The following is an 18,152-nucleotide window of genomic DNA, read 5'->3' on the forward strand; positions in this document are numbered from 1 at the left end:
AATGAGGCAACCGAGCGAGAAACGCCATGAAACCGAATACGGTCGGGCGTGCAGGTGGGCAAACCCCGCTATCGCACCCCTTCTCCACTCCGATGGATGACATCGGATTTCTGTCTGGAACCATCCTGTTGACCCAGGACGGTGAGATGCCGGTCGAGTTCATCTCGGCGGGGGACAAGATCATCACCCGCGACGCGGGCTTTGTGAAAGTTCTGGGCGTCACCCGCAGTCGGCAAACCACGCGAGCCATTTCCTTTGCTGCAGGATCGCTGGGCGACACCCGCCCCGATCAGGACCTGATCCTGCCCGCAGGCCAGCCCGTTCTGATCCGCGACTGGCGCGCGAAAGCCATGTTCGGCGCGCCACAAGCCATGGTGCGGGCCGACGCCCTGCTCGATGGCGAATTCATTCGCGATCTGGGTGAGCAAGAGATGGAGCTGTTCCAGCTACATTTCGACAGCTCTCACATCCTCTATGCCGGAGGATTGGAGTTGGGCGCACAAACGCTGGCCGCAGAAATTCGCCCCGCCGCTTAAACCCCAAGCTTTCGGAACACCGCCGGAAGCTGCTCGGGCAGATCCTCGGCAATCAGGCCAGGACCGAATTCCAATGCGCATTCCACGTGCAACCAGGCGGCTGTCTCGGCCGCTTGCATTGGCGCAAACCCGCGCGCCAACAGCCCGGTGATGAACCCCGCCAGCACATCCCCTGACCCAGCGGTCGCCAGCCAAGGCGCCGCGCGGTCATAATGCGCCGAGTTGACCGAACAGCGCCCCTTAGGGTCCGCGATCACGGTATCCGGCCCCTTGAACAGCACCACACACCCTGCCCGCTTGGCGGCCTCGCGTGTGGCGTCCACTTTGGAATAAGCCGGGCCTTTGGTTGGAACTTCGTTCAGTTTGGCGGCAATATCCGGGAACAGGCGCACAAATTCGCCCCCGTGCGGGGTCAAAACGCACTGCTCATGCAACTGCGCAAACAAAGCCTCTGGCTCATCCGAAAAAGCCGACAAAGCATCTGCATCTAATACTGTCGCCCGCTTGGCCGCCAGTGCCACTGGCACCAACTCTCGCGCCCGCTCCTGTCCCATCCCCGGCCCAAGACAAAGCGCATTAAGGCGCACGTCTTCCAGAACGGCCTTCAGCCCTTCGGCCCCCTCGACGCGCGTCATCATCGGAGCTGTGATATGGCTGGCCATCTCCATCTGTGCAGAGGGCGGCACACCCAAGGTCACCAACCCCGCCCCGACCCGCAACGCACCGCGCGCCGACAAACGCGCCGCGCCGGTTTTGCCGAACCCACCGGTCAGGATCAAGGCATGACCATTGGCGAATTTGTGTCCTGTCGACGACTTCCGCAACCATGGTGCAAGCGGCTCGCCAATTGCGCGGCAGATACCTGGTGCTGCAGGTACCCGCGGTAACCCAATGTCTTTGACGACCACTTTTCCGCATAAGGCAGGACCAACGGCGATGTGGTGACCAAGCTTTGCTCGATGAAACGTGACGGTCAGCTCCGCCTGGAATGCAAATAAGCCCTCATCGACACCAGTGGCACGACAATCGATGTCCAATGTCTCTCCACTGTCGGAACACACGCCACTTGGCACATCAACGGCCACAAGCCGACAGATCGCCCCCGTATCCAGGTCGAAAGCGGACCAGACATCGGCGTGAACACTGCCGAGGTCGCGCGACAACCCGGTTCCGAATACCGCATCGATGGTCAAGTCAGCAGAGAACAACTTGCCACGCAGATCTCCATCATTGTCATAAATGGTCGAGAGCCAAGGATGACAAATCCCTCCCAGACCCGACCACCGCTCATAGTTCACTCGCGCATCTGGCGGCAGTTTCTCGGCGTTTCCATAGAGAAACACCTCAACCGCCCACCCCCGCTCTTTCAACACACGCGCCACAACAAACCCGTCGCCGCCATTGTTGCCAGGGCCACAGAGTACAACAGCCCGCAACGGTCGTGGCTCCGCATTAAAAGCCTCCAACGGCTCGGGTGTTGGACCCCAATCCGTTGCCAAATCGGGTGTCAGCCCATGGTGTTCTTCTGCCAGCTCTGGCCATTCCTCAAAAATCGCCTCGACCACACCGCGTCCGGCCCGCTCCATCAGTTCCAGGCCGGTAACCTCACCCGAGTCGATAGCGGCCTGTTCGATGACCCGCATCTGGGCCGCTGTCAGCAATTCTGTCATGGCTCAAACCCCGTCCGATTCAATTCTGCGCATTTTTTGTGCAACATGCTCAAAATTTGACACACCCCGCAAATTTGCTGCACCGCAACAGCCGCCAAAGCGCAATCCGATTGTGAGCAAAACTTAGACGTGATCTGAGAGCCGATGACAAGCATGCGAGGTACCGCCATGAAGAAGATCGAAGCCATCATCAAACCGTTCAAACTGGACGAGGTGAAGGAAGCGCTGCAGGACGTTGGCGTTCAGGGCCTCAGCGTGATCGAGGTCAAGGGATTTGGCCGTCAGAAGGGGCACACGGAATTGTATCGTGGCGCCGAATATGTCGTCGACTTTCTGCCCAAAGTGAAGGTCGAGGTGGTGCTGGACGACGATCAGGTCGATGCCGCCATCGACGCCATCGTGGGCGCAGCCAAGACTGACAAGATCGGCGACGGCAAGATCTTTGTCAGCCCTGTGGAACAGACAATCCGCATCCGCACCGGCGAGACCGGCTCGGACGCGCTGTAATTCAACAAAGCAAACAGACACACTTATCAGAAGGACAAAGGGAATGAGCGTAGACGCAGTTCTCCAGATGATCCGCGACGAAGACGCGGCTTATGTCGATATCCGTTTCACCGATACGCGCGGCAAGCTGCAGCACGTCACCGTGGACGTTGATCTGGTTGACGAAGACTTCCTCGAAGAAGGCTTCATGTTCGACGGATCGTCCATCGCAGGCTGGAAGTCGATCGAAAACTCGGACATGAAACTGATCCCCGACACCACGTCGGCCTATGTGGATCCGTTCTATGCGGAAAAGACCATCTGCATTCACTGCTCGATCGTAGAACCCGACACCGGCGAAGCCTATGAGCGTGACCCGCGCGGCACAGCCGAAAAAGCCGAAGCCTATCTGAAGGCATCGGGCATCGGTGATGTGGCCTATATGGGCCCTGAGGCAGAGTTCTTCCTGTTTGACGATGTGCGCTTTTCGAACACCATCAACAAGGTGTCGTTCGAAGTGGACGCAACCGACGCGTCCTGGAACACCGACACCGAGTACGAAATGGGCAACATGGGCCACCGTCCGGGCGTCAAGGGCGGCTATTTCCCGGTGAACCCGATCGACGAAGCCCAGGACCTGCGTTCGGAAATGCTGTCGACCATGAAGCGTCTGGGCATGAAAGTGGACAAGCACCACCACGAGGTTGCGTCCTGTCAGCACGAGCTGGGTCTGATCTTTGACAGCCTGACCAAACAGGCCGATGAGCTGCAGAAGTACAAATACGTGATCCACAACGTGGCGCACGCCTATGGCAAATCGGCAACCTTCATGCCCAAGCCGATCTACGGCGACAACGGCACCGGCATGCACGTGAACATGTCGATCTGGAAAGACGGCAAACCGCTCTTTGCAGGCGACAAGTATGCGGATCTGTCGAGCGAAGCGCTGTATTTCATCGGCGGCATCCTGAAGCACGCCAAAACGCTGAACGCCTTCACCAACCCGTCGACCAACAGCTACAAGCGTCTGATCCCCGGTTTCGAAGCCCCCGTTCTGCGCGCCTACTCGGCCCGCAACCGTTCGGGTTGTGTGCGTATTCCGTGGACTGAATCGCCCAAAGCCAAGCGCGTCGAAGCCCGCTTCCCCGATCCGGCCGCAAACCCCTATCTGGCGTTTGCCGCTCTGCTGATGGCCGGTCTGGACGGGATCAAGAACAAGATCGATCCGGGCGAAGCCATGGACAAGAACCTGTACGACCTGCCCGCCGAAGAGCTGGCCGGCATCCCGACCGTCTGCGGCAGCTTGCGTGAAGCACTGGAAGCCCTGGCATCCGATCACGACTTCCTGCTGCAGGGCGACGTGTTCACCAAGGACCAGATTGAAGGCTACATCGAGCTGAAGATGGAAGAGGTCGAAACCTACGAGCACACGCCGCACCCCGTTGAATACGGCATGTACTACAGCTGCTGATCCTTACCGGATCACCACGATCAAGGGCGCCTTTTGGGGCGCCCTTTTTCTTTGATCTCCGAGATGCTCCCGCCCGTCGTCGATGCCCCTTGCGGGACACCTCCTCCCGTTGGGCCCGGCAGGCGCGGGCTGCGCCCGCGCCTGCCGGGCGCCCCTGGTTCCTGTTGAGCAAAGGAGGCGTAGGTTGGCGCCCCTTGAGGCGAAGTGAACCCGTCGTGAATTGACATGGCCGTACCTCACATTCTCCTTTGTGTTCCCGGTCTATCCCGCTACGCTTGGATGAGTTTGAACGCAAAGGAAGTTTTTCATGCGCCTGTTTTCCCTCGCTTTGGCGACCGCCACATTGGTCGCCGGGGCAGCCTCGGCCCAGACGTTGGACCGCATCAAAGAAACCAAACAATTCAACATCGGGTTCCGCACCGATGCCGCCCCGCTGTCTTATCTGGACAACAACGACAAGCCTGCTGGCTATTCGCCAATCATCTGTGATCAGATCGCCCAGGCCATCGCCGACAAGCTGGAGCTGGATGAGATGAATGCCACCTTCATCCCGGTCGATTCCAAGAACAGGTTCGACAAGGTTGCCAGTGGTGAGATCGATCTGCTGTGTGGTGCGGCCACCATCACGCTCAGCCGCCGTGAGCAGGTGGATTTTTCGATCCCAACCTACATCGACGGCACCGACGTTTTGCTGCCCCGTGATGCAAGCGGTGATCTGCGGCAGCTGGCAGGCAAAAAAATTGGCATGCGCAGCGCCACCACAACCGAAACGGCGGTGAAAAATTCGTTCAGCGCTGCCGGGGTCGAGGCGCAGATGGTCCGCTTTGACACGCATCCTGCTGGAATCACCGCGCTGAAGAACGGCGAGATTTCGGCTTATTTCGCGGATCAATCCATCTTGCTGGTGAACTTTATCGCTGCCGGAATGGGCAATGACTTCAAGATCTCGGGCGAGATCATGACCGTCGAGAAACACGGGCTTGCCATGGCGCGCGGGGATGCGGATTTCCGCCTGCTGGTCGACTCCGTCCTGTCCGATCTTTACGGCACCGGCGCAATGGCGGACATTTTCCAAACCGCCCTGCCCGGGGTCGAGCCCGGCTTTGCCCTGGATGCCTTGCACATGGTGGCGCCAACGCTGCCTTGATTTCGCTGCCAGGGGTCACCCCCTGGCGCACCTATCTGAAGAATTGAGAGTTACACCATGCCACGATCCATTTTGATCCCCGCCCTCGTCGCCCTTGGATTTCTGGGGCAGCCCTTGCTGGCCGCGCCCTGCGGCAATACGGGCTCAGGGTTTGAGGCCTGGAAAAAAGACTTTGCCAAAGAGGCGCGCAAGGCAGGCGTGCGCAAGCGCGGCTTGCAGGCGCTAAGCCAAGCCCGCTATGCGACACGCACCATCGCTGCCGACCGCAATCAAAAGAGCTTTCGCTATTCGTTGGACAAGTTCATGCAGATCCGCGGTGCAGATACGATCGTGGCTCAGGGACGCAAACGCAAAGCCCGCAATGCACAATTCTACGCAACGCTGGAACGGCAGTACGGTGTCCCGGCCGGCGTTCTGATTGCCATTCACGGGATGGAAACCGGATTTGGCAATTTCATGGGCGACAGTCAGGTTGTCTCGGCCATCACCACGCTGGCCTATGACTGCCGCAGGTCGGATTTCTTCGTCCCGCACGCCATCGGCGCGCTCAAGCTGGTGGACCAGGGAGCGATCACGGGCGCAACCAAAGGCGCCAAACATGGCGAGTTGGGGCACACGCAATTTCTGCCGGGCAACGCTCTGACCTATGGGGTCGATGCAACCGGAGATGGCAGGGTCGATTTCTACAACCTGACGGATGCACTCGCCTCTACGGCGAACTTCCTGCGTCAGAAGGGATGGAAGCCCGGCAAAGGGTATCAGCCCGGTGAGCCCAATTTTGCTGTGATAAAGCAATGGAATGCTGCCACTGTGTACCAAAAGGCGATTGCGATCATGGGAGCCCGGATAGACAACTAGAGGTCGCATCGCAGCCTAGCGTTCGCCCTATGGTCGCCTCAATTCCGTCAAATTTCAACGAATTTTCCATAAAAACACTGGTTTCCGATCTGTCATCAATCTTTGACAAAATCCAAGATTGCCCCGTGATCTGTCTGTTTGGGACAAAATTTCTCCCTGATCGGTGAGTAGATTTGATCTCGAGAACACACACAACGGAGGATTCTCACTGTGACACAGACAGGCAAGTATCACGGTGGACTAGTATTCCTGGGTAACCAAGACGGCTCTTTGGACCGGTTCAGTCGCATTGTTACGGCGACGCTCGAGGACTACGGCCACTCAGTCGAACGTCAAACTCTTTCTGGCCCGCACGAGGCCCGGATCGTCACCAGCCAGTTTCACGTAAAACTGTCGCTCGATCCAAACCCCGTGTGCGTCGATCATACCGCGCGTCTGGACGATGCCGCCGGGTTGAACCGCGGCAAAAAAGAAACCCGCCAACGCGTGCACAACCGTTTGGTGATCGCGCTCACCCCCGTGTCCGAGCAGCACGATGACCGCGATGTCACCGAGTTGATGCTGGTCGTCATGCTCTATCGCATGGTTGACCTTTATGCATCCGAGCACATCGAATGGCTGGACCCCAACGTCTCGCTTACAATCGAGCAGTTCTTGGGGGCCTTCGCAAATGTCTCGCCCCGGCGCGTTCGCGGACGTCAGGAAATCATCTATGAAAACGGAGATCGTTTTGCACCAATCGATGAAACGGCGCCTGATCTGGCAATGCGCTACGACACGATTGCAGGTCAAACGCCCCACGGTGGTGAATTCGGCTTGATCGAATTGACGGACGAAGAGGCCCTGGCCCTGGCTTTCCGCAGCGACCCGCATCCAGACGAGCTGGACGGCATGTCGCCCGAAGAACGAGCACAGAGCGACATCCGCCGTCTGACCAGCTGGGCGATGACCGGCACGCTGGCTTTTGTCTCGGCTCCGGTGGCGTTGTCCCTGGCGGCGGTCAATCTGGCCCGCGGCGAAGACTTCCGCCTGAACACACAGGTGCTGTCGTTGACCGGAGCACTGGTGTTCCTGCAAAGCTCCGGCGCCATGGCAAGCGTTATGTCGATCTTGCCGATGTGACCAGAGCCCTGGAATTGCAAAACTCCGCACCCTAAGGGGTCGCGGAGTTTTCGTCGTTTGGCACGTCCCTCCTTGCCAGAATGTAGGTGTGGATTGAAAACACCACCGCGTTGCTTTGCGGCAATCGCAGGATGCACTGACGCTCGGATCGAAAGTAATCAGCTTTGGCCGGATCGGGTTTGTTCCGCCGGTCGTGTATGCTCCGCGGCTGATGCAGATCGGGATCCACATACCACAGCGCGTTGAACCGCCACATCGGGCGGCCGGACTTGACGCCATCGAACAGACGCTGCACTCGTTTGGCGATACCCGCGTCGTATGAATCGACGGTGTCGTGAATGCCGATCAACGGACGCATGAATTTCTCGGATAGGGTCCAGCTAGCCGGAAAACACAAAACGGCGCCAGTCATGACATGTTCGTCGCCGATTTTTTGCAAAATACAAAAGTCTTCCTGAACGATACGCCCCAAAGTGCCCAAGGGATCATCGCGGTCGATGTGTACGGTCACGCCATCAGGGCGATCGACCTGACTCACCTGCCCTGGATAGGTTTGAGCCAGCACCTCGTCCAACAACTCTTGGGCGGCAGGTACCGCCTGGGCATCCAATGCAAGCACCCTGCCCCGCTTTTGGGTCAGAAGCTCATCGCGACAAGCCATCTGCCCGGCAAAGGCCTCATCCTGATGCAACCACCCCTCCTGGCCGATGGGTGCAATCCCCGGCAAGGGTTTGGCGGTTTGAAAATCGTAAGGAATCGATGTCTGCAGGATCTCTCTCATGCCTTTGCCCTAGCACCTGCTGACAAAAAACGACACATGTGTCGGTCGCTTTCCGATAGGACACGGCGTCACCCCGAATGGCACAGTGATCGCCAAGAGACAGGGAGCCAGTCAGTGAACCAGCATTACCGAGACCGACGCAAGATCGACCCCAACAAGGGCACGACCCTGGGCGATGGAACCCCCAACGACAACGACCGGGTCGAGATTGGCCCGACGCAATTGGCCTTTGGTGAATGGGAGGCCGCCGGGCTGATCCTGCCCAACCTCGAGCGGATGCGCGAACACCGCTGGAAGCGGCTGACCCAGCATGTGGTCGACCGGGGCTATGGCGGCGTGCTGCTGTTTGACCCGCTCAACATCCGCTATGCCACCGACAGCACCAACATGCAGCTGTGGAACACGCACAACCCGTTCCGCGCGTTGCTGCTCTGTGCCGATGGTTACATGGTGATCTGGGACTACAAGCAGTCGCCGTTCCTGAGCACCTTCAACCCGCTTGTTCGGGAACAACGCTCAGGCGCGGATCTGTTTTATTTCGACCGTGGCGACAAGGTCGATGTCGCCGCCGACAAACTGTCGAACGAAGTGCGCGAACTGATTCAGGAACACGGCGGTGGCAACATGCGGCTGGCCGTGGACAAGATCATGCTGCACGGCCTGCGCGCTTTAGAGGCGCAAGGGTTCGAGATCATGGAGGGCGAAGAGCTCACCGAAAAGGCCCGCGCCGTCAAAGGCCCGGACGAGATCTTGGCCATGCGCTGCGCCAACCACGCCTGCGAGACATCGGTGCGCGCGATGGAAGACTTTGCCCGTGCCAATGTGGGCGACGGCAAGACCAGCGAAGATGACATTTGGGCTGTGTTGCACGCCGAAAACATTCGCCGCGGCGGCGAATGGATCGAAACCCGCTTGCTGGCGTCCGGTCAGCGCACCAACCCGTGGTTCCAGGAATGCGGCCCCCGCATCACGCAACAGAACGAGATCATATCGTTCGACACAGACCTTGTTGGTTCCTACGGCATTTGCATCGACATTTCGCGCAGCTGGTGGATCGGCGACGAAAAACCGCCCGCCGAAATGGTCTATGCAATGCAGCACGCTCATGAGCACATCATGACCAACATGGAAATGCTCAAACCCGGTGTGATGATCCCTGAACTCACGGCAAATGCGCATGTTCTGGACGACCAGTTCCAGGCACAGAAATATGGCTGCCTGATGCATGGCGTGGGTCTGTGCGATGAATGGCCGTTAGTCGCCTACCCCGACGCGGCCGTCGAAGGCGCCTATGACTACCCGCTGGAACCCGGCATGGTCCTGTGCGTCGAGGCCTGTGTGGGGGCCGTTGGCGGCGCCTTCTCGATCAAGCTTGAGGATCAGGTTCTCATCACCGAAGACGGCTATGAAAACCTGACCAAATACCCCTTTGATCCGGTTCTGATGGGCCAGTAAGCGATCAAAGCGCCATCATGGCCCTGATTTCCGTGGGTTTCAGGGCCATGCGATAAAGCGGACCAAACGATCCAAGGTCAGTGGCCAGTTCGGGGAAGATCGCACAAATCTCGGTCCGGGCTTCGGCAGGCAAGGCGTTCTGTGCCATTTCTGCCGGCATCAGTGTCTCACACTCGATCCCGTTGGCAAAGACGGTCTGATGTCCGTCCAGCAGCAGATGAAAATACTCAACCTGCGTACACTCCATATCCGGCCGGATGGTGCTGTCATTGATCAAAGACGATGCGGTTGCCAACACCTCATCCTCACCAAACAACAGCTCGGCCCGCCAGTCGCGCAACAACACGCGATGCTGGGGTGACAGATACAGATCACGGGCGGGATAGCCCGGTTCCAACGCGCCCGTCTTGATCTGCACCGGGCGCAATTCGGGGTGCAAGTCCAAGGTCTGCTGATCAATGGCACGGCTGCCGATCCAGCGGATGGGCCGCTGCATTCCGTCGCCGCAATGGACCATGTCGCCGACCTGCAAATCCTCGATCGCCATTTGCCCCGCTGGCACACGGATCTTGGTGCCCTTGGCAAAGCAGACCACAATACAGGCCACACCGGTGCCATTGGTGGATTCCGCGTCTATCGAAACCGTATGTGGTTGCCCATCAGAGCCGGTATAGTCGAACGTCCAGACGTTGCCGACCACACTGTAGCTGTCAAAGTTGGTGAAGATGAAACAATCGCCTTCGTCAAAGCTCTTGATCTCTATATCGAAATCATCATCGAACCCGGAAAGGTCAAATGAAAATTGGTCATCCCCACCCGGCCCGGCTCCGGGTTCCGTCGGAGTGTCCTTGCCCCAGAACTCGAACACATATGGATCGTCATCGTCCAGATCACCGCCATCCAAAACCGTCACGATCTGATTGTCGTCACGATCCCCAGTGATGTAGTCGTCGCCTTTGACCTTTTCCTGGTCCTCGGTCAGGGAAATCGTCAGAACCTCTACAGCCATGCTAATGCCTCACGATCCTTGCGACCTGCCACCGCCTCGGCACAGAACAGAATGCGCGCCACAACGTTCAGCTCATCTGCGATCAACGCACCTTTGTGCTCGGCGGCGTAACCGTCGGCAAAGGCCTCAACCGCATCAGCCGCGCGGTCGGCAAAACGCAAGATCAGCGCACGATAAAGCTGCAGGTAATCCCAGCCCCGCGGGCGCATGGTTGCCGCCTCAAAATCACAAGCGATGATGTCGCCCTTGTGGGTCAGCATGAAATTGCCAAGCGCCGCATCGTTGCGTGCCAGTGAACGGCCGCACAGCGGAATTTCCAACAACAGATCTTGCGCAGTCTCAACGGCCTGCAAATCGATCTCGGCACCAAAACGGTTCAGATAGGAATACCAGTTACCACAGGCCGATTCCGCTGGGCTGACGGCGTCATAGCGCGCCAACCAACGGCCCAGCTTGTCGCCCGTGTCTTCGGCGCTCAGCCGCTCCAGGCGATCCCGCACCTGCCCCTTGCCGATCCATTCGGTGATGATGAATTGCCCCGGATCGCTGAACGCCAGCAGGCGCGGCACCAACGCACTGTCCCGCAAGGTCAACAAGCTGATCTTTTCGCGCTTGTAGGCCAATTGATCCGCCTGCTCGGCTCCGTCAAACAGCTTGAGAAACGCGCTTCGTTCGCCAACGTCCACCTGTGCACAGACGGATCGGGCAGACTGTTTGATCAGCGAGACGGTCATCTCGCGCGCATCCGTATCACGGGCAATCGCCCGCGCAATCAATTCCGTTTTCCCCTTTAGACCCAAATTCACCCGATCACGCCAGGGAGGCGCCACAATTACATGTTCATTCGCTAGGTCCAGCATGGCTGGCACCTCCGCTTGTCAGGACAAGCACGCAGCCCCCAAGCCGCACAGTCGGTTACATGTCGATATTTGCTACATTTCAGGTATTCGATTGAGACTTGATATAGTCAGAACAGTTTGAGGAGAATTTGAGCAGATTGCGGATTGTTTGCGATCAATTGTGAGGAAACTGTGGCTCCGCTTCCCTCACCATGCCGTGACCGGGCTGTCACAGACCTTGTCGCGGGGGGCTACGCTGGCCCATCTTGTGGCCAACCCTTCCGCATGAAACAAAGAGCCTGACATGCCAACTGAACGTATCAACTTTCCCGGTCACGATGGCAATCAACTGGCCGCCCGGCTTGATCTGCCGGATGGGCCCGTCCTGGCGACGGCGCTGTTTGCCCATTGCTTCACCTGCTCCAAGGACATTCCCGCCGCCCGCCGCATAGCTGCGCGCCTGTCGGCCATGGGGATCGCAGTGTTGCGGTTCGACTTTACCGGCCTGGGGCATTCCGAAGGTGAATTTGCCAACACCACCTTTACCTCGAACGTGCAGGATCTGATTGCAGCGGCGCAATATCTGGCGTCGCGCCGGATGGCGCCTGCCTTGCTCATCGGGCATTCCCTGGGTGGGGCTGCGGTACTGCGGGCCCGTGCGGGCATCCCTTCGATCAAAGGTGTGGTCACACTGGGCGCACCTTCAGATCCGGGCCACGTCTCGCATCATTTCGATGCCGCCCTGCCCGAGATCGAAGAGCAGGGATCGGCCGAGGTGTGCCTGGCCGGTCGCCCGTTCCGCATTGGGCGCGACTTTGTGCATGACATTTCAGGCGCCGAGCTGAAACCAGCCATTGCAGAGTTGCATGCCGCCCTGTTGGTGCTGCACGCCCCGCTTGATGACACCGTCAGCATCGACAACGCGGCCGAGATCTTTCTGGCCGCCAAACACCCCAAAAGCTTTGTCACACTTGACGATGCCGACCACCTGATCACGCGGGCCGCAGATGCCGAATATGCCGCCGATGTCATTTCAGCCTGGGCGGCGCGCTATGTTGATCTGACGCCACCTGCCCCGCCCCCCGGTGCCCCCGAAGGCATCGTTCGCGTGTCCGAGGCAGACCCGAACGGTTTTCGCCAGGACGTACAATCCGGCCCTGATCACCACACGGTGGCGGACGAGCCGCTGTCGTACGGCGGCACCAATCAGGGCATGACACCGTACGGGTTCGTCTCGGCCGGTCTGGGGGCCTGTACATCCATGACCATCCGCATGTACGCCCGCCGCAAAGGCTGGCCACTGGACAGCGTAAGTGTAGACGTCAGCCACAACAAGGTGCACGCCCAAGACGCCGACACCGCTGCGGCGGGCAAAATCGATCGGTTCACCCGCCTCATTCACCTGAAGGGACCTTTGAGCGCAGATCAGCAGGCCCGGTTGCTGGAGATCGCCGACAAATGCCCGGTGCACCGCACGCTTGAGGCAAGCAGCGAGGTCGAAACGATCCTGGATCGGGTCAAAGAACCCTCTTGAGCACGCGCTTACCTGATTTGCAGTTTGTCCAGGTTGGTGAGGCCCGCCCCATAGAAACTGAGCATTTCCATGACTTGGTGCGGAGGGACATCCAACCGGGTCACGCGATCAATGTCATATGCGGCAACGATACCCGTGCTGGCGGCAGGGGCGTTTGGCAGAAAAACCACGACCTTGCCTGAGTCAGAGCGCTCAATCTCGAACCCGATCCGGGTGCTGTCCACGGTGTCGACCAAGACCGGGCGAAACCCCTCTGTCAGGCTGTCTTCGGCAACCACCCCACCAATGAACCCTTTGATCATTGTGTAGCCGGGCACCAGCAGAACCAACAGCCGATCCAGGCGACTGACACGGTCTTGGACAGATTGCAATTCAGCCGCATAGCCCAGCAGATACACGATGAAGAAGGCCGCGATGGCAGCCAAAACATGTTCGATTATGGAATCGATCGGTGTTCCGGTCCCAATGAGACCAAACAGAGGGTCACCGATGATCTGGATGACCTCGAACAGCGTGTAGAGCGCGATCCCCAGGATCACGATGGGGAACGCAATCAACAGGCCAGCAACGAAACGGCGCATCAGGGTGGATTTCATGCGTTCCTCAATCGTGGATCAGCGGGGCCGCGCCGGTAATGGCCGCGCCACGGGCGGGCGGTGGATCGGTGGGCGCGCGACAGGCGGACGGGCCACCGGTGGGCGCGCAATCGGATGCTCGGGTTTGGGACGCTCGGGCCGTGGCGGCCGCGGGTGACCGTAGTAGTAGTCGTTCCACATCATGCTGTCGTAGTAGACCGAGCCACCCACGGAGGTCGCATTGGGATCGCACGCAGCCAGCAGAAACCCGGACACTGTCAGTGCCGTTCCAAGGAAGAGTTTTCTTATCGTCATTTTCTTCTCCCTCACCGTGCCGCACGAAATGAATCGTAGATCGCATTGACGTCGCCGATCAGCTCGGCATTGGCTCCCGCTTCGGAGATGGCCAGAGAAATCGCCACGCGATTGCCAGGAAGGTCGATCAGAACCGCCGTGAAATTGACGGACTTTCCGCCCCTGCGCCCGTGACCGGCGTATTTTTGGGCAGCCAGACCGCCAATACGGGTTGGTTTGCTGTTGTCCAGGATCGGATCTTCTACGATCGACTGGCCGATATTGCGCAAATACTCGACCGCGCCTTCAAAGGTCGAAACGCCATTGGGGGACATGAACCCCACCCAGACCCCCTTTTCCGACACGGGTTCAAACCCAATCACCCGGTTGATCAAACGCGCCTCATCCGAACCCGGTGGCGTGATGGCACGCGGCCCCCCTGCGCGCACCTGCCAGAAATCCGGTGCGTTGACATGAAACAGGGCGCGGTTGTCCTCGACATAAGTGACCGGCATATCGGCCTTGGCCACTGTCGCGGACAAGGCGGTGGCAAGGACCAGGCCCGTAGCTCGCAACCGGCCAAAAATTCCTTTGGGCATGAAACAATCTCCCACTGTTCAATCAAAACGAGTGTCGGGTTCGGGTCACGAAATGTAAACAATGAAAGTAACCTGGTCGTGGGGTCGTTTGGCCACCAAGTGGGACTGACCATTGGCGGGCTCAAGCGAGCCTTTGGCTCAGATCATGCATGTCCGGACAAAAGTCCGCGCTGCTCAAAAAGATGACGGTGTGCAGGCGCTGATCACTTTGCAGGGGATATCGCCGACGTTTCGGAAACGGTGCGGCAACATGCTTGAAAAGTAATAGGCGTCGCCCGGGCTGAGGACACGGGACTGCCCATCCACGGTCCCTTCAAGGCGACCTTCGATCACCACCGCACATTCTTCGCCTTCATGGGACAGGGCAGACCGGCCTGAGTCTGCACCCACATCGTACTCTTCGATCAGCATCTGCAGCTTTCTGTTCCTGCGTTCACCCGCAACCAGCAAATAAGAGACGCCTGAAGACCCAAGATCCCTCATGCTGCTACGCGGAAAATAAAAGCTGTCCTCATTTTTCAGTTCGAAGCTGAAGAAGAACCCCAGATTAACATCAACGCCGGCCAGGATCTTTTTTAGCAAGGCGACAGAGGGTTGCGTTGAACCGCTTTCAATCTGGGAAATCGTCCCGCTGCCAACGCCTGCACGCTTGGCCATATCGCGTTGGCTAATCCCCTTTGACGTACGAATCAAACGCAACCGCCGTGCCGTTTCCAAGTCGGTTGTCTGAGATTGGCCCATTGTGATTTCCTGCTTCTGATCGAAAGCACTTTAGGCACGGCGGGACTGTATTTCAATGACTTACAGATTTCCACAAAACCGACTGTGCGCGCCAAACCTTTGCTGCAAGTATCCGGCATCAAATGAAAATATCCATCACGAGGTATCGCCGTGCTCGATAAACCCAACACAATGTCATCGTTCTGGATGCCCTTCACGGCCAACCGTGATTTCCTTCGCGAGCCCCGGATGATCCACTCGGCCGAGTGGATGTATTACACCAGCTCGGATGGTCGCCAGATCATGGACGGGACAGCCGGGCTGTGGTGTGTCAATGCAGGGCACCGTGATCCGCTGATCGTTGAAGCGGTACAGAAACAGGTACACGAACTGGACTATGCTCCAAACTTCCAGTTCGCCCACCCCCAGGCATTTGAGCTGTCGGGCAAGCTGACCGCGATGATGCCCGAGGGGATGAGCCACGCATTCTTCACCAACTCAGGCTCGGAATCTGTCGACACCGCGCTGAAAATCGCGCTGCACTATCACCGGATGCGCGGCGACAGTGCCCGCACCCGTTTGATCGGGCGGGAACGCGGCTATCACGGCACCGGGTTTGGTGGCATTTCGGTCGGGGGCATCGTCAAGAACCGCATGCACTTCGGCACGCTTCTTACCGGCGTCGATCACATGCGCCATACCCATGACCTGGACAGGAACGCCTTTTCACGCGGTTGCCCCGCTCATGGCGCTGAACTGGCGGACGATCTGGAACGCATCGTCGCGTTGCATGATGCCTCGACCATTGCAGCCGTCATCGTCGAGCCTATGGCCGGATCCACCGGCGTGCTGCTGCCGCCCAATGGCTATCTGCAGCGCCTGCGCGAGATCTGTGACCACCATGGCATCCTGCTGATCTTTGACGAGGTCATCACCGCATTCGGACGACTGGGTGCTGCGACGGCGGCAGAGTATTTCGGCGTCAAACCCGACATCATCACCACCGCCAAGGGCCTGACCAACGGCGTTATCCCCATGGGCGCGGTGATCGTGTCTGACGACATCTACAACTCGGCCATGGAGAACGCCGACGCGCCGATCGAGCTATTCCACGGCTACACCTATTCGGCCAACCCGGTGTCCTGCGCGGCTGCCTTGGCGGCGCTGGAAAGCTATGAGCAGAACGACCTGTTCCGCCGCGCCGCCCTGCTGTCGCAACCGTGGGAGGATCAGCTCCATAGCCTCAAAGGCCTGCCCAATGTCATCGACATCCGCAACCTCGGACTGGTCGGCGCCATTGAGCTAGCCCCGCGTGAAGGCGCCCCCGGCGCACGCGCCTATGAGGCGATGAAACGCGCCTGGGACGCGGGCATCATGATCCGAGTGACCGGCGACATCATCGCACTGTCCCCGCCGCTGATCATCTCGGAGCCCGAAATAATTAAGCTTGTTCAGACACTTGGAGAAGTTCTGGCCGAGCTTCCCTGACCCCTCTCTCCTAAATCCAAAGGACTGCAATCATGAAAGATGCTGCCCCGATCGTTTCGATCGGCCACTACATCTGTGGCCAAATCACAGCTCCAGACGGCGAAGTCACCCAAGCCGTCCATAACCCCGCAACCGGCGAGCACACCGGCAATGTGTCGCTCGCTACGGTCGAAACCGTGGACGCGGCTGTCGCTGCGGCCAAGGCGGCGTTCCCCAAGTGGTCGAACACACCACCGATCCGCCGGGCGCGGCTGATGAACAATTTCCTGGCGCTGGTGCGTCAGCACAAGGATGATCTGGCCCGCGCCATCACCGTCGAACATGGCAAGGTGTTCACCGACGCCCAGGGCGAGGTCGAGCGCGGCATAGATATCATCGAGTTTGCCTGCGGCATCCCGCAACTCCTCAAAGGCGATTACACGGAACAGGTGTCCACCTGCATGGACGACTGGACGACGCGTCAAGCTCTGGGTGTCGTGGCTGGGATCACTCCCTTCAACTTCCCGGTCATGGTGCCGATGTGGATGTTCCCGATCGCCATCGCCGCAGGCAATACCTTTATCCTGAAACCCTCGCCGACCGACCCTTCGGCCTCGCTGCTCTATGCGGATCTGATGAAACAGGCGGGGTTCCCTGACGGGGTTTTCAACGTGGTGCAAGGCGACAAGGTCGCCGTGGATGAGTTGTTGGAAAACGACGACGTCAAGGCTGTGTCCTTTGTCGGCTCGACCCCCATCGCCAATTACATCTACGAGATCGGCGCGCGGCACGGTAAACGGGTTCAGGCCCTGGGCGGCGCCAAGAACCACATGCTGGTGATGCCCGACGCCGATATGAACAAGACAGCCGACGCGCTGATCGGGGCCGCCTATGGATCGGCTGGCGAACGCTGCATGGCAATCTCGGTGGCGCTCTTGGTGGGCGATGCCGCCGACAAGCTGATGCCTGTTCTGAAAGAACGCGCCGAGACGCTGAAAATCAAGAACGGGCTTGAGCTCGACGCTGAAATGGGCCCGATCGTCACTGCCGCCGCGCGGGACCGGATCAAAGGCTACATCGACAGCGGCATCGAAGAGGGCGCCGACCTGCTGGTCGATGGCCGCGACTACACCGTCGAAGGTCACGAAGGCGGCTATTTCCTGGGCGGCACCCTGTTCGACAACGTCACCCCGGACATGAAGATCTATCGCGAAGAGATCTTTGGCCCGGTGCTGGCCTGTGTCCGCGTGGCGAGCTTTGCCGAGGGTCTGCAACTGATCAACGATCATGAATTCGGCAACGGTGTGTCGCTGTTCACCCGCGACGGCAACGTCGCACGTGAATTCGGCAAGCAGGTTCAGGTCGGCATGGTCGGCGTCAACGTTCCGATCCCTGTACCCATGGCCTGGCATGGCTTTGGCGGCTGGAAGAAGAGCCTTTTCGGCGACATGCACGCCTATGGCGAAGAAGGCGTTCGTTTCTACACCAAGCAGAAATCCATCATGCAGCGCTGGCCCGAAAGCATCTCGGACGGTGCCGAGTTCGTCATGCCAACCGCAAAATGATCATCCGAGCCAAGGAGTGAAGAA

Annotated in this window: 18 protein-coding genes; 10 read left to right on the forward strand and 8 right to left on the reverse strand. The window is 58.9% G+C overall.

Annotation, left to right across the window (positions count from 1 at the left end):
- Positions 1-26 precede the first annotated feature (26 nt).
- A complete protein-coding gene (locus TRM7615_RS15005; protein WP_108788938.1) occupies positions 27-536 on the forward strand; it encodes a Hint domain-containing protein in 510 nt (169 codons plus the stop codon).
- Here the strand turns inward: TRM7615_RS15005 and TRM7615_RS15010 are convergent.
- A complete protein-coding gene (locus TRM7615_RS15010; RefSeq protein WP_108788940.1) occupies positions 533-2,206 on the reverse strand; it encodes an NAD(P)H-hydrate dehydratase in 1,674 nt (557 codons plus the stop codon). The two genes, TRM7615_RS15005 and TRM7615_RS15010, sit on opposite strands and share 4 nt — an antisense overlap.
- A gap of 168 nt (positions 2,207-2,374) precedes the next feature.
- Here TRM7615_RS15010 and TRM7615_RS15015 point away from each other — a divergent pair, with 168 nt between their 5' ends.
- From TRM7615_RS15015 to TRM7615_RS15035, 5 genes are all read left to right on the forward strand, one after another.
- Entirely contained in the window at positions 2,375-2,713 is a 339-nt protein-coding gene (locus TRM7615_RS15015) for a P-II family nitrogen regulator (protein ID WP_108789117.1), read from the forward strand.
- 43 nt (positions 2,714-2,756) lie between these two features.
- Complete coding sequence (gene glnA / locus TRM7615_RS15020; RefSeq protein WP_108788942.1) at positions 2,757-4,163, forward strand: type I glutamate--ammonia ligase; 1,407 nt, start codon at positions 2,757-2,759, stop codon at positions 4,161-4,163.
- A gap of 307 nt (positions 4,164-4,470) precedes the next feature.
- Entirely contained in the window at positions 4,471-5,310 is an 840-nt protein-coding gene (locus TRM7615_RS15025; protein WP_108788944.1) for an amino acid ABC transporter substrate-binding protein, read from the forward strand.
- 57 nt (positions 5,311-5,367) lie between these two features.
- Positions 5,368-6,168: a lytic murein transglycosylase gene (locus TRM7615_RS15030; RefSeq protein WP_108788946.1), complete on the forward strand. Its 801-nt coding sequence runs from the start codon at positions 5,368-5,370 to the stop codon at positions 6,166-6,168.
- 210 nt (positions 6,169-6,378) lie between these two features.
- A complete protein-coding gene (locus TRM7615_RS15035; protein ID WP_108788948.1) occupies positions 6,379-7,290 on the forward strand; it encodes a hypothetical protein in 912 nt (303 codons plus the stop codon).
- Positions 7,291-7,321: 31 nt separating this feature from the next.
- Here the strand turns inward: TRM7615_RS15035 and TRM7615_RS15040 are convergent, their stop codons facing one another.
- The gene (locus TRM7615_RS15040) at positions 7,322-8,071 is read right to left on the reverse strand and encodes a heme-dependent oxidative N-demethylase family protein (protein WP_108788950.1); all 750 of its coding nucleotides are present in this window, start codon (positions 8,069-8,071) and stop codon (positions 7,322-7,324) included.
- A 114-nt stretch (positions 8,072-8,185) separates the two neighbouring features.
- Here TRM7615_RS15040 and dddP point away from each other — a divergent pair, with 114 nt between their 5' ends.
- Positions 8,186-9,526, forward strand: coding sequence for a dimethylsulfonioproprionate lyase DddP (dddP, locus tag TRM7615_RS15045; RefSeq protein WP_108788952.1), 1,341 nt, complete (start codon positions 8,186-8,188; stop codon positions 9,524-9,526).
- A 4-nt stretch (positions 9,527-9,530) separates the two neighbouring features.
- Here the strand turns inward: dddP and TRM7615_RS15050 are convergent, their stop codons facing one another.
- Together TRM7615_RS15050 and TRM7615_RS15055 are read right to left on the reverse strand one after the other, a co-directional pair.
- Positions 9,531-10,535, reverse strand: coding sequence for a Hint domain-containing protein (locus TRM7615_RS15050; RefSeq protein WP_108788954.1), 1,005 nt, complete (start codon positions 10,533-10,535; stop codon positions 9,531-9,533).
- The gene (locus TRM7615_RS15055; protein WP_108788956.1) at positions 10,526-11,395 is read right to left on the reverse strand and encodes a phosphotransferase; all 870 of its coding nucleotides are present in this window, start codon (positions 11,393-11,395) and stop codon (positions 10,526-10,528) included. The genes TRM7615_RS15050 and TRM7615_RS15055 overlap by 10 nt, the downstream gene beginning before the upstream one ends.
- 283 nt (positions 11,396-11,678) lie before the next feature.
- On the opposite strand from TRM7615_RS15055, the gene TRM7615_RS15060 reads away from it, so the two are divergent.
- The gene (locus TRM7615_RS15060) at positions 11,679-12,908 is read left to right on the forward strand and encodes a bifunctional alpha/beta hydrolase/OsmC family protein (RefSeq protein WP_108788958.1); all 1,230 of its coding nucleotides are present in this window, start codon (positions 11,679-11,681) and stop codon (positions 12,906-12,908) included.
- 8 nt (positions 12,909-12,916) lie between these two features.
- Here the strand turns inward: TRM7615_RS15060 and TRM7615_RS15065 are convergent, their stop codons facing one another.
- The 4 genes from TRM7615_RS15065 to TRM7615_RS15075 all read right to left on the reverse strand — a co-directional run bounded on the left by TRM7615_RS15065 (position 12,917) and on the right by TRM7615_RS15075 (position 15,117).
- Positions 12,917-13,504 (reverse strand): DUF502 domain-containing protein, encoded by a 588-nt coding sequence (locus TRM7615_RS15065; protein WP_108788960.1) that lies wholly within the window; start codon positions 13,502-13,504, stop codon positions 12,917-12,919.
- 18 nt (positions 13,505-13,522) lie between these two features.
- On the reverse strand, positions 13,523-13,798 hold the full coding sequence (locus TRM7615_RS25345) for a hypothetical protein (protein ID WP_125133695.1): 276 nt from the start codon (positions 13,796-13,798) through the stop codon (positions 13,523-13,525).
- An 11-nt stretch (positions 13,799-13,809) separates the two neighbouring features.
- A complete protein-coding gene (locus TRM7615_RS15070; protein WP_108788962.1) occupies positions 13,810-14,376 on the reverse strand; it encodes a hypothetical protein in 567 nt (188 codons plus the stop codon).
- 174 nt (positions 14,377-14,550) lie between these two features.
- A complete protein-coding gene (locus TRM7615_RS15075; protein ID WP_108788964.1) occupies positions 14,551-15,117 on the reverse strand; it encodes a cupin domain-containing protein in 567 nt (188 codons plus the stop codon).
- Positions 15,118-15,288: 171 nt separating this feature from the next.
- Between TRM7615_RS15075 and aptA the strand changes: the two genes are divergently transcribed.
- Both aptA and TRM7615_RS15085 read left to right on the forward strand, forming a co-directional pair.
- Positions 15,289-16,584, forward strand: a complete 1,296-nt coding sequence (aptA, locus tag TRM7615_RS15080; protein WP_108789119.1) for an omega-aminotransferase AptA — start codon at positions 15,289-15,291, stop codon at positions 16,582-16,584.
- A gap of 32 nt (positions 16,585-16,616) precedes the next feature.
- Positions 16,617-18,128: a CoA-acylating methylmalonate-semialdehyde dehydrogenase gene (locus tag TRM7615_RS15085; protein ID WP_108788966.1), complete on the forward strand. Its 1,512-nt coding sequence runs from the start codon at positions 16,617-16,619 to the stop codon at positions 18,126-18,128.
- Positions 18,129-18,152 lie beyond the last annotated feature (24 nt).

Source organism: Falsiruegeria mediterranea M17 (assembly GCF_900302455.1).
In the GTDB taxonomy this organism is placed as follows: domain Bacteria; phylum Pseudomonadota; class Alphaproteobacteria; order Rhodobacterales; family Rhodobacteraceae; genus Falsiruegeria; species Falsiruegeria mediterranea.

Coding starts and splice junctions, on each gene's coding strand:
- TRM7615_RS15005 (WP_108788938.1), top strand. CDS start 27: ATGAAACCGAATACGGTCGGGCGTGCAGGTGGGCAAACCCCGCTATCG.
- TRM7615_RS15010 (WP_108788940.1), bottom strand. CDS start 2,206: ATGACAGAATTGCTGACAGCGGCCCAGATGCGGGTCATCGAACAGGCC.
- TRM7615_RS15015 (WP_108789117.1), top strand. CDS start 2,375: ATGAAGAAGATCGAAGCCATCATCAAACCGTTCAAACTGGACGAGGTG.
- glnA (WP_108788942.1), top strand. CDS start 2,757: ATGAGCGTAGACGCAGTTCTCCAGATGATCCGCGACGAAGACGCGGCT.
- TRM7615_RS15025 (WP_108788944.1), top strand. CDS start 4,471: ATGCGCCTGTTTTCCCTCGCTTTGGCGACCGCCACATTGGTCGCCGGG.
- TRM7615_RS15030 (WP_108788946.1), top strand. CDS start 5,368: ATGCCACGATCCATTTTGATCCCCGCCCTCGTCGCCCTTGGATTTCTG.
- TRM7615_RS15040 (WP_108788950.1), bottom strand. CDS start 8,071: ATGAGAGAGATCCTGCAGACATCGATTCCTTACGATTTTCAAACCGCC.
- TRM7615_RS15050 (WP_108788954.1), bottom strand. CDS start 10,535: ATGGCTGTAGAGGTTCTGACGATTTCCCTGACCGAGGACCAGGAAAAG.
- TRM7615_RS15055 (WP_108788956.1), bottom strand. CDS start 11,395: ATGCTGGACCTAGCGAATGAACATGTAATTGTGGCGCCTCCCTGGCGT.
- TRM7615_RS15060 (WP_108788958.1), top strand. CDS start 11,679: ATGCCAACTGAACGTATCAACTTTCCCGGTCACGATGGCAATCAACTG.
- TRM7615_RS15065 (WP_108788960.1), bottom strand. CDS start 13,504: ATGAAATCCACCCTGATGCGCCGTTTCGTTGCTGGCCTGTTGATTGCG.
- TRM7615_RS25345 (WP_125133695.1), bottom strand. CDS start 13,798: ATGACGATAAGAAAACTCTTCCTTGGAACGGCACTGACAGTGTCCGGG.
- TRM7615_RS15070 (WP_108788962.1), bottom strand. CDS start 14,376: ATGCCCAAAGGAATTTTTGGCCGGTTGCGAGCTACGGGCCTGGTCCTT.
- TRM7615_RS15075 (WP_108788964.1), bottom strand. CDS start 15,117: ATGGGCCAATCTCAGACAACCGACTTGGAAACGGCACGGCGGTTGCGT.
- aptA (WP_108789119.1), top strand. CDS start 15,289: ATGTCATCGTTCTGGATGCCCTTCACGGCCAACCGTGATTTCCTTCGC.
- TRM7615_RS15085 (WP_108788966.1), top strand. CDS start 16,617: ATGAAAGATGCTGCCCCGATCGTTTCGATCGGCCACTACATCTGTGGC.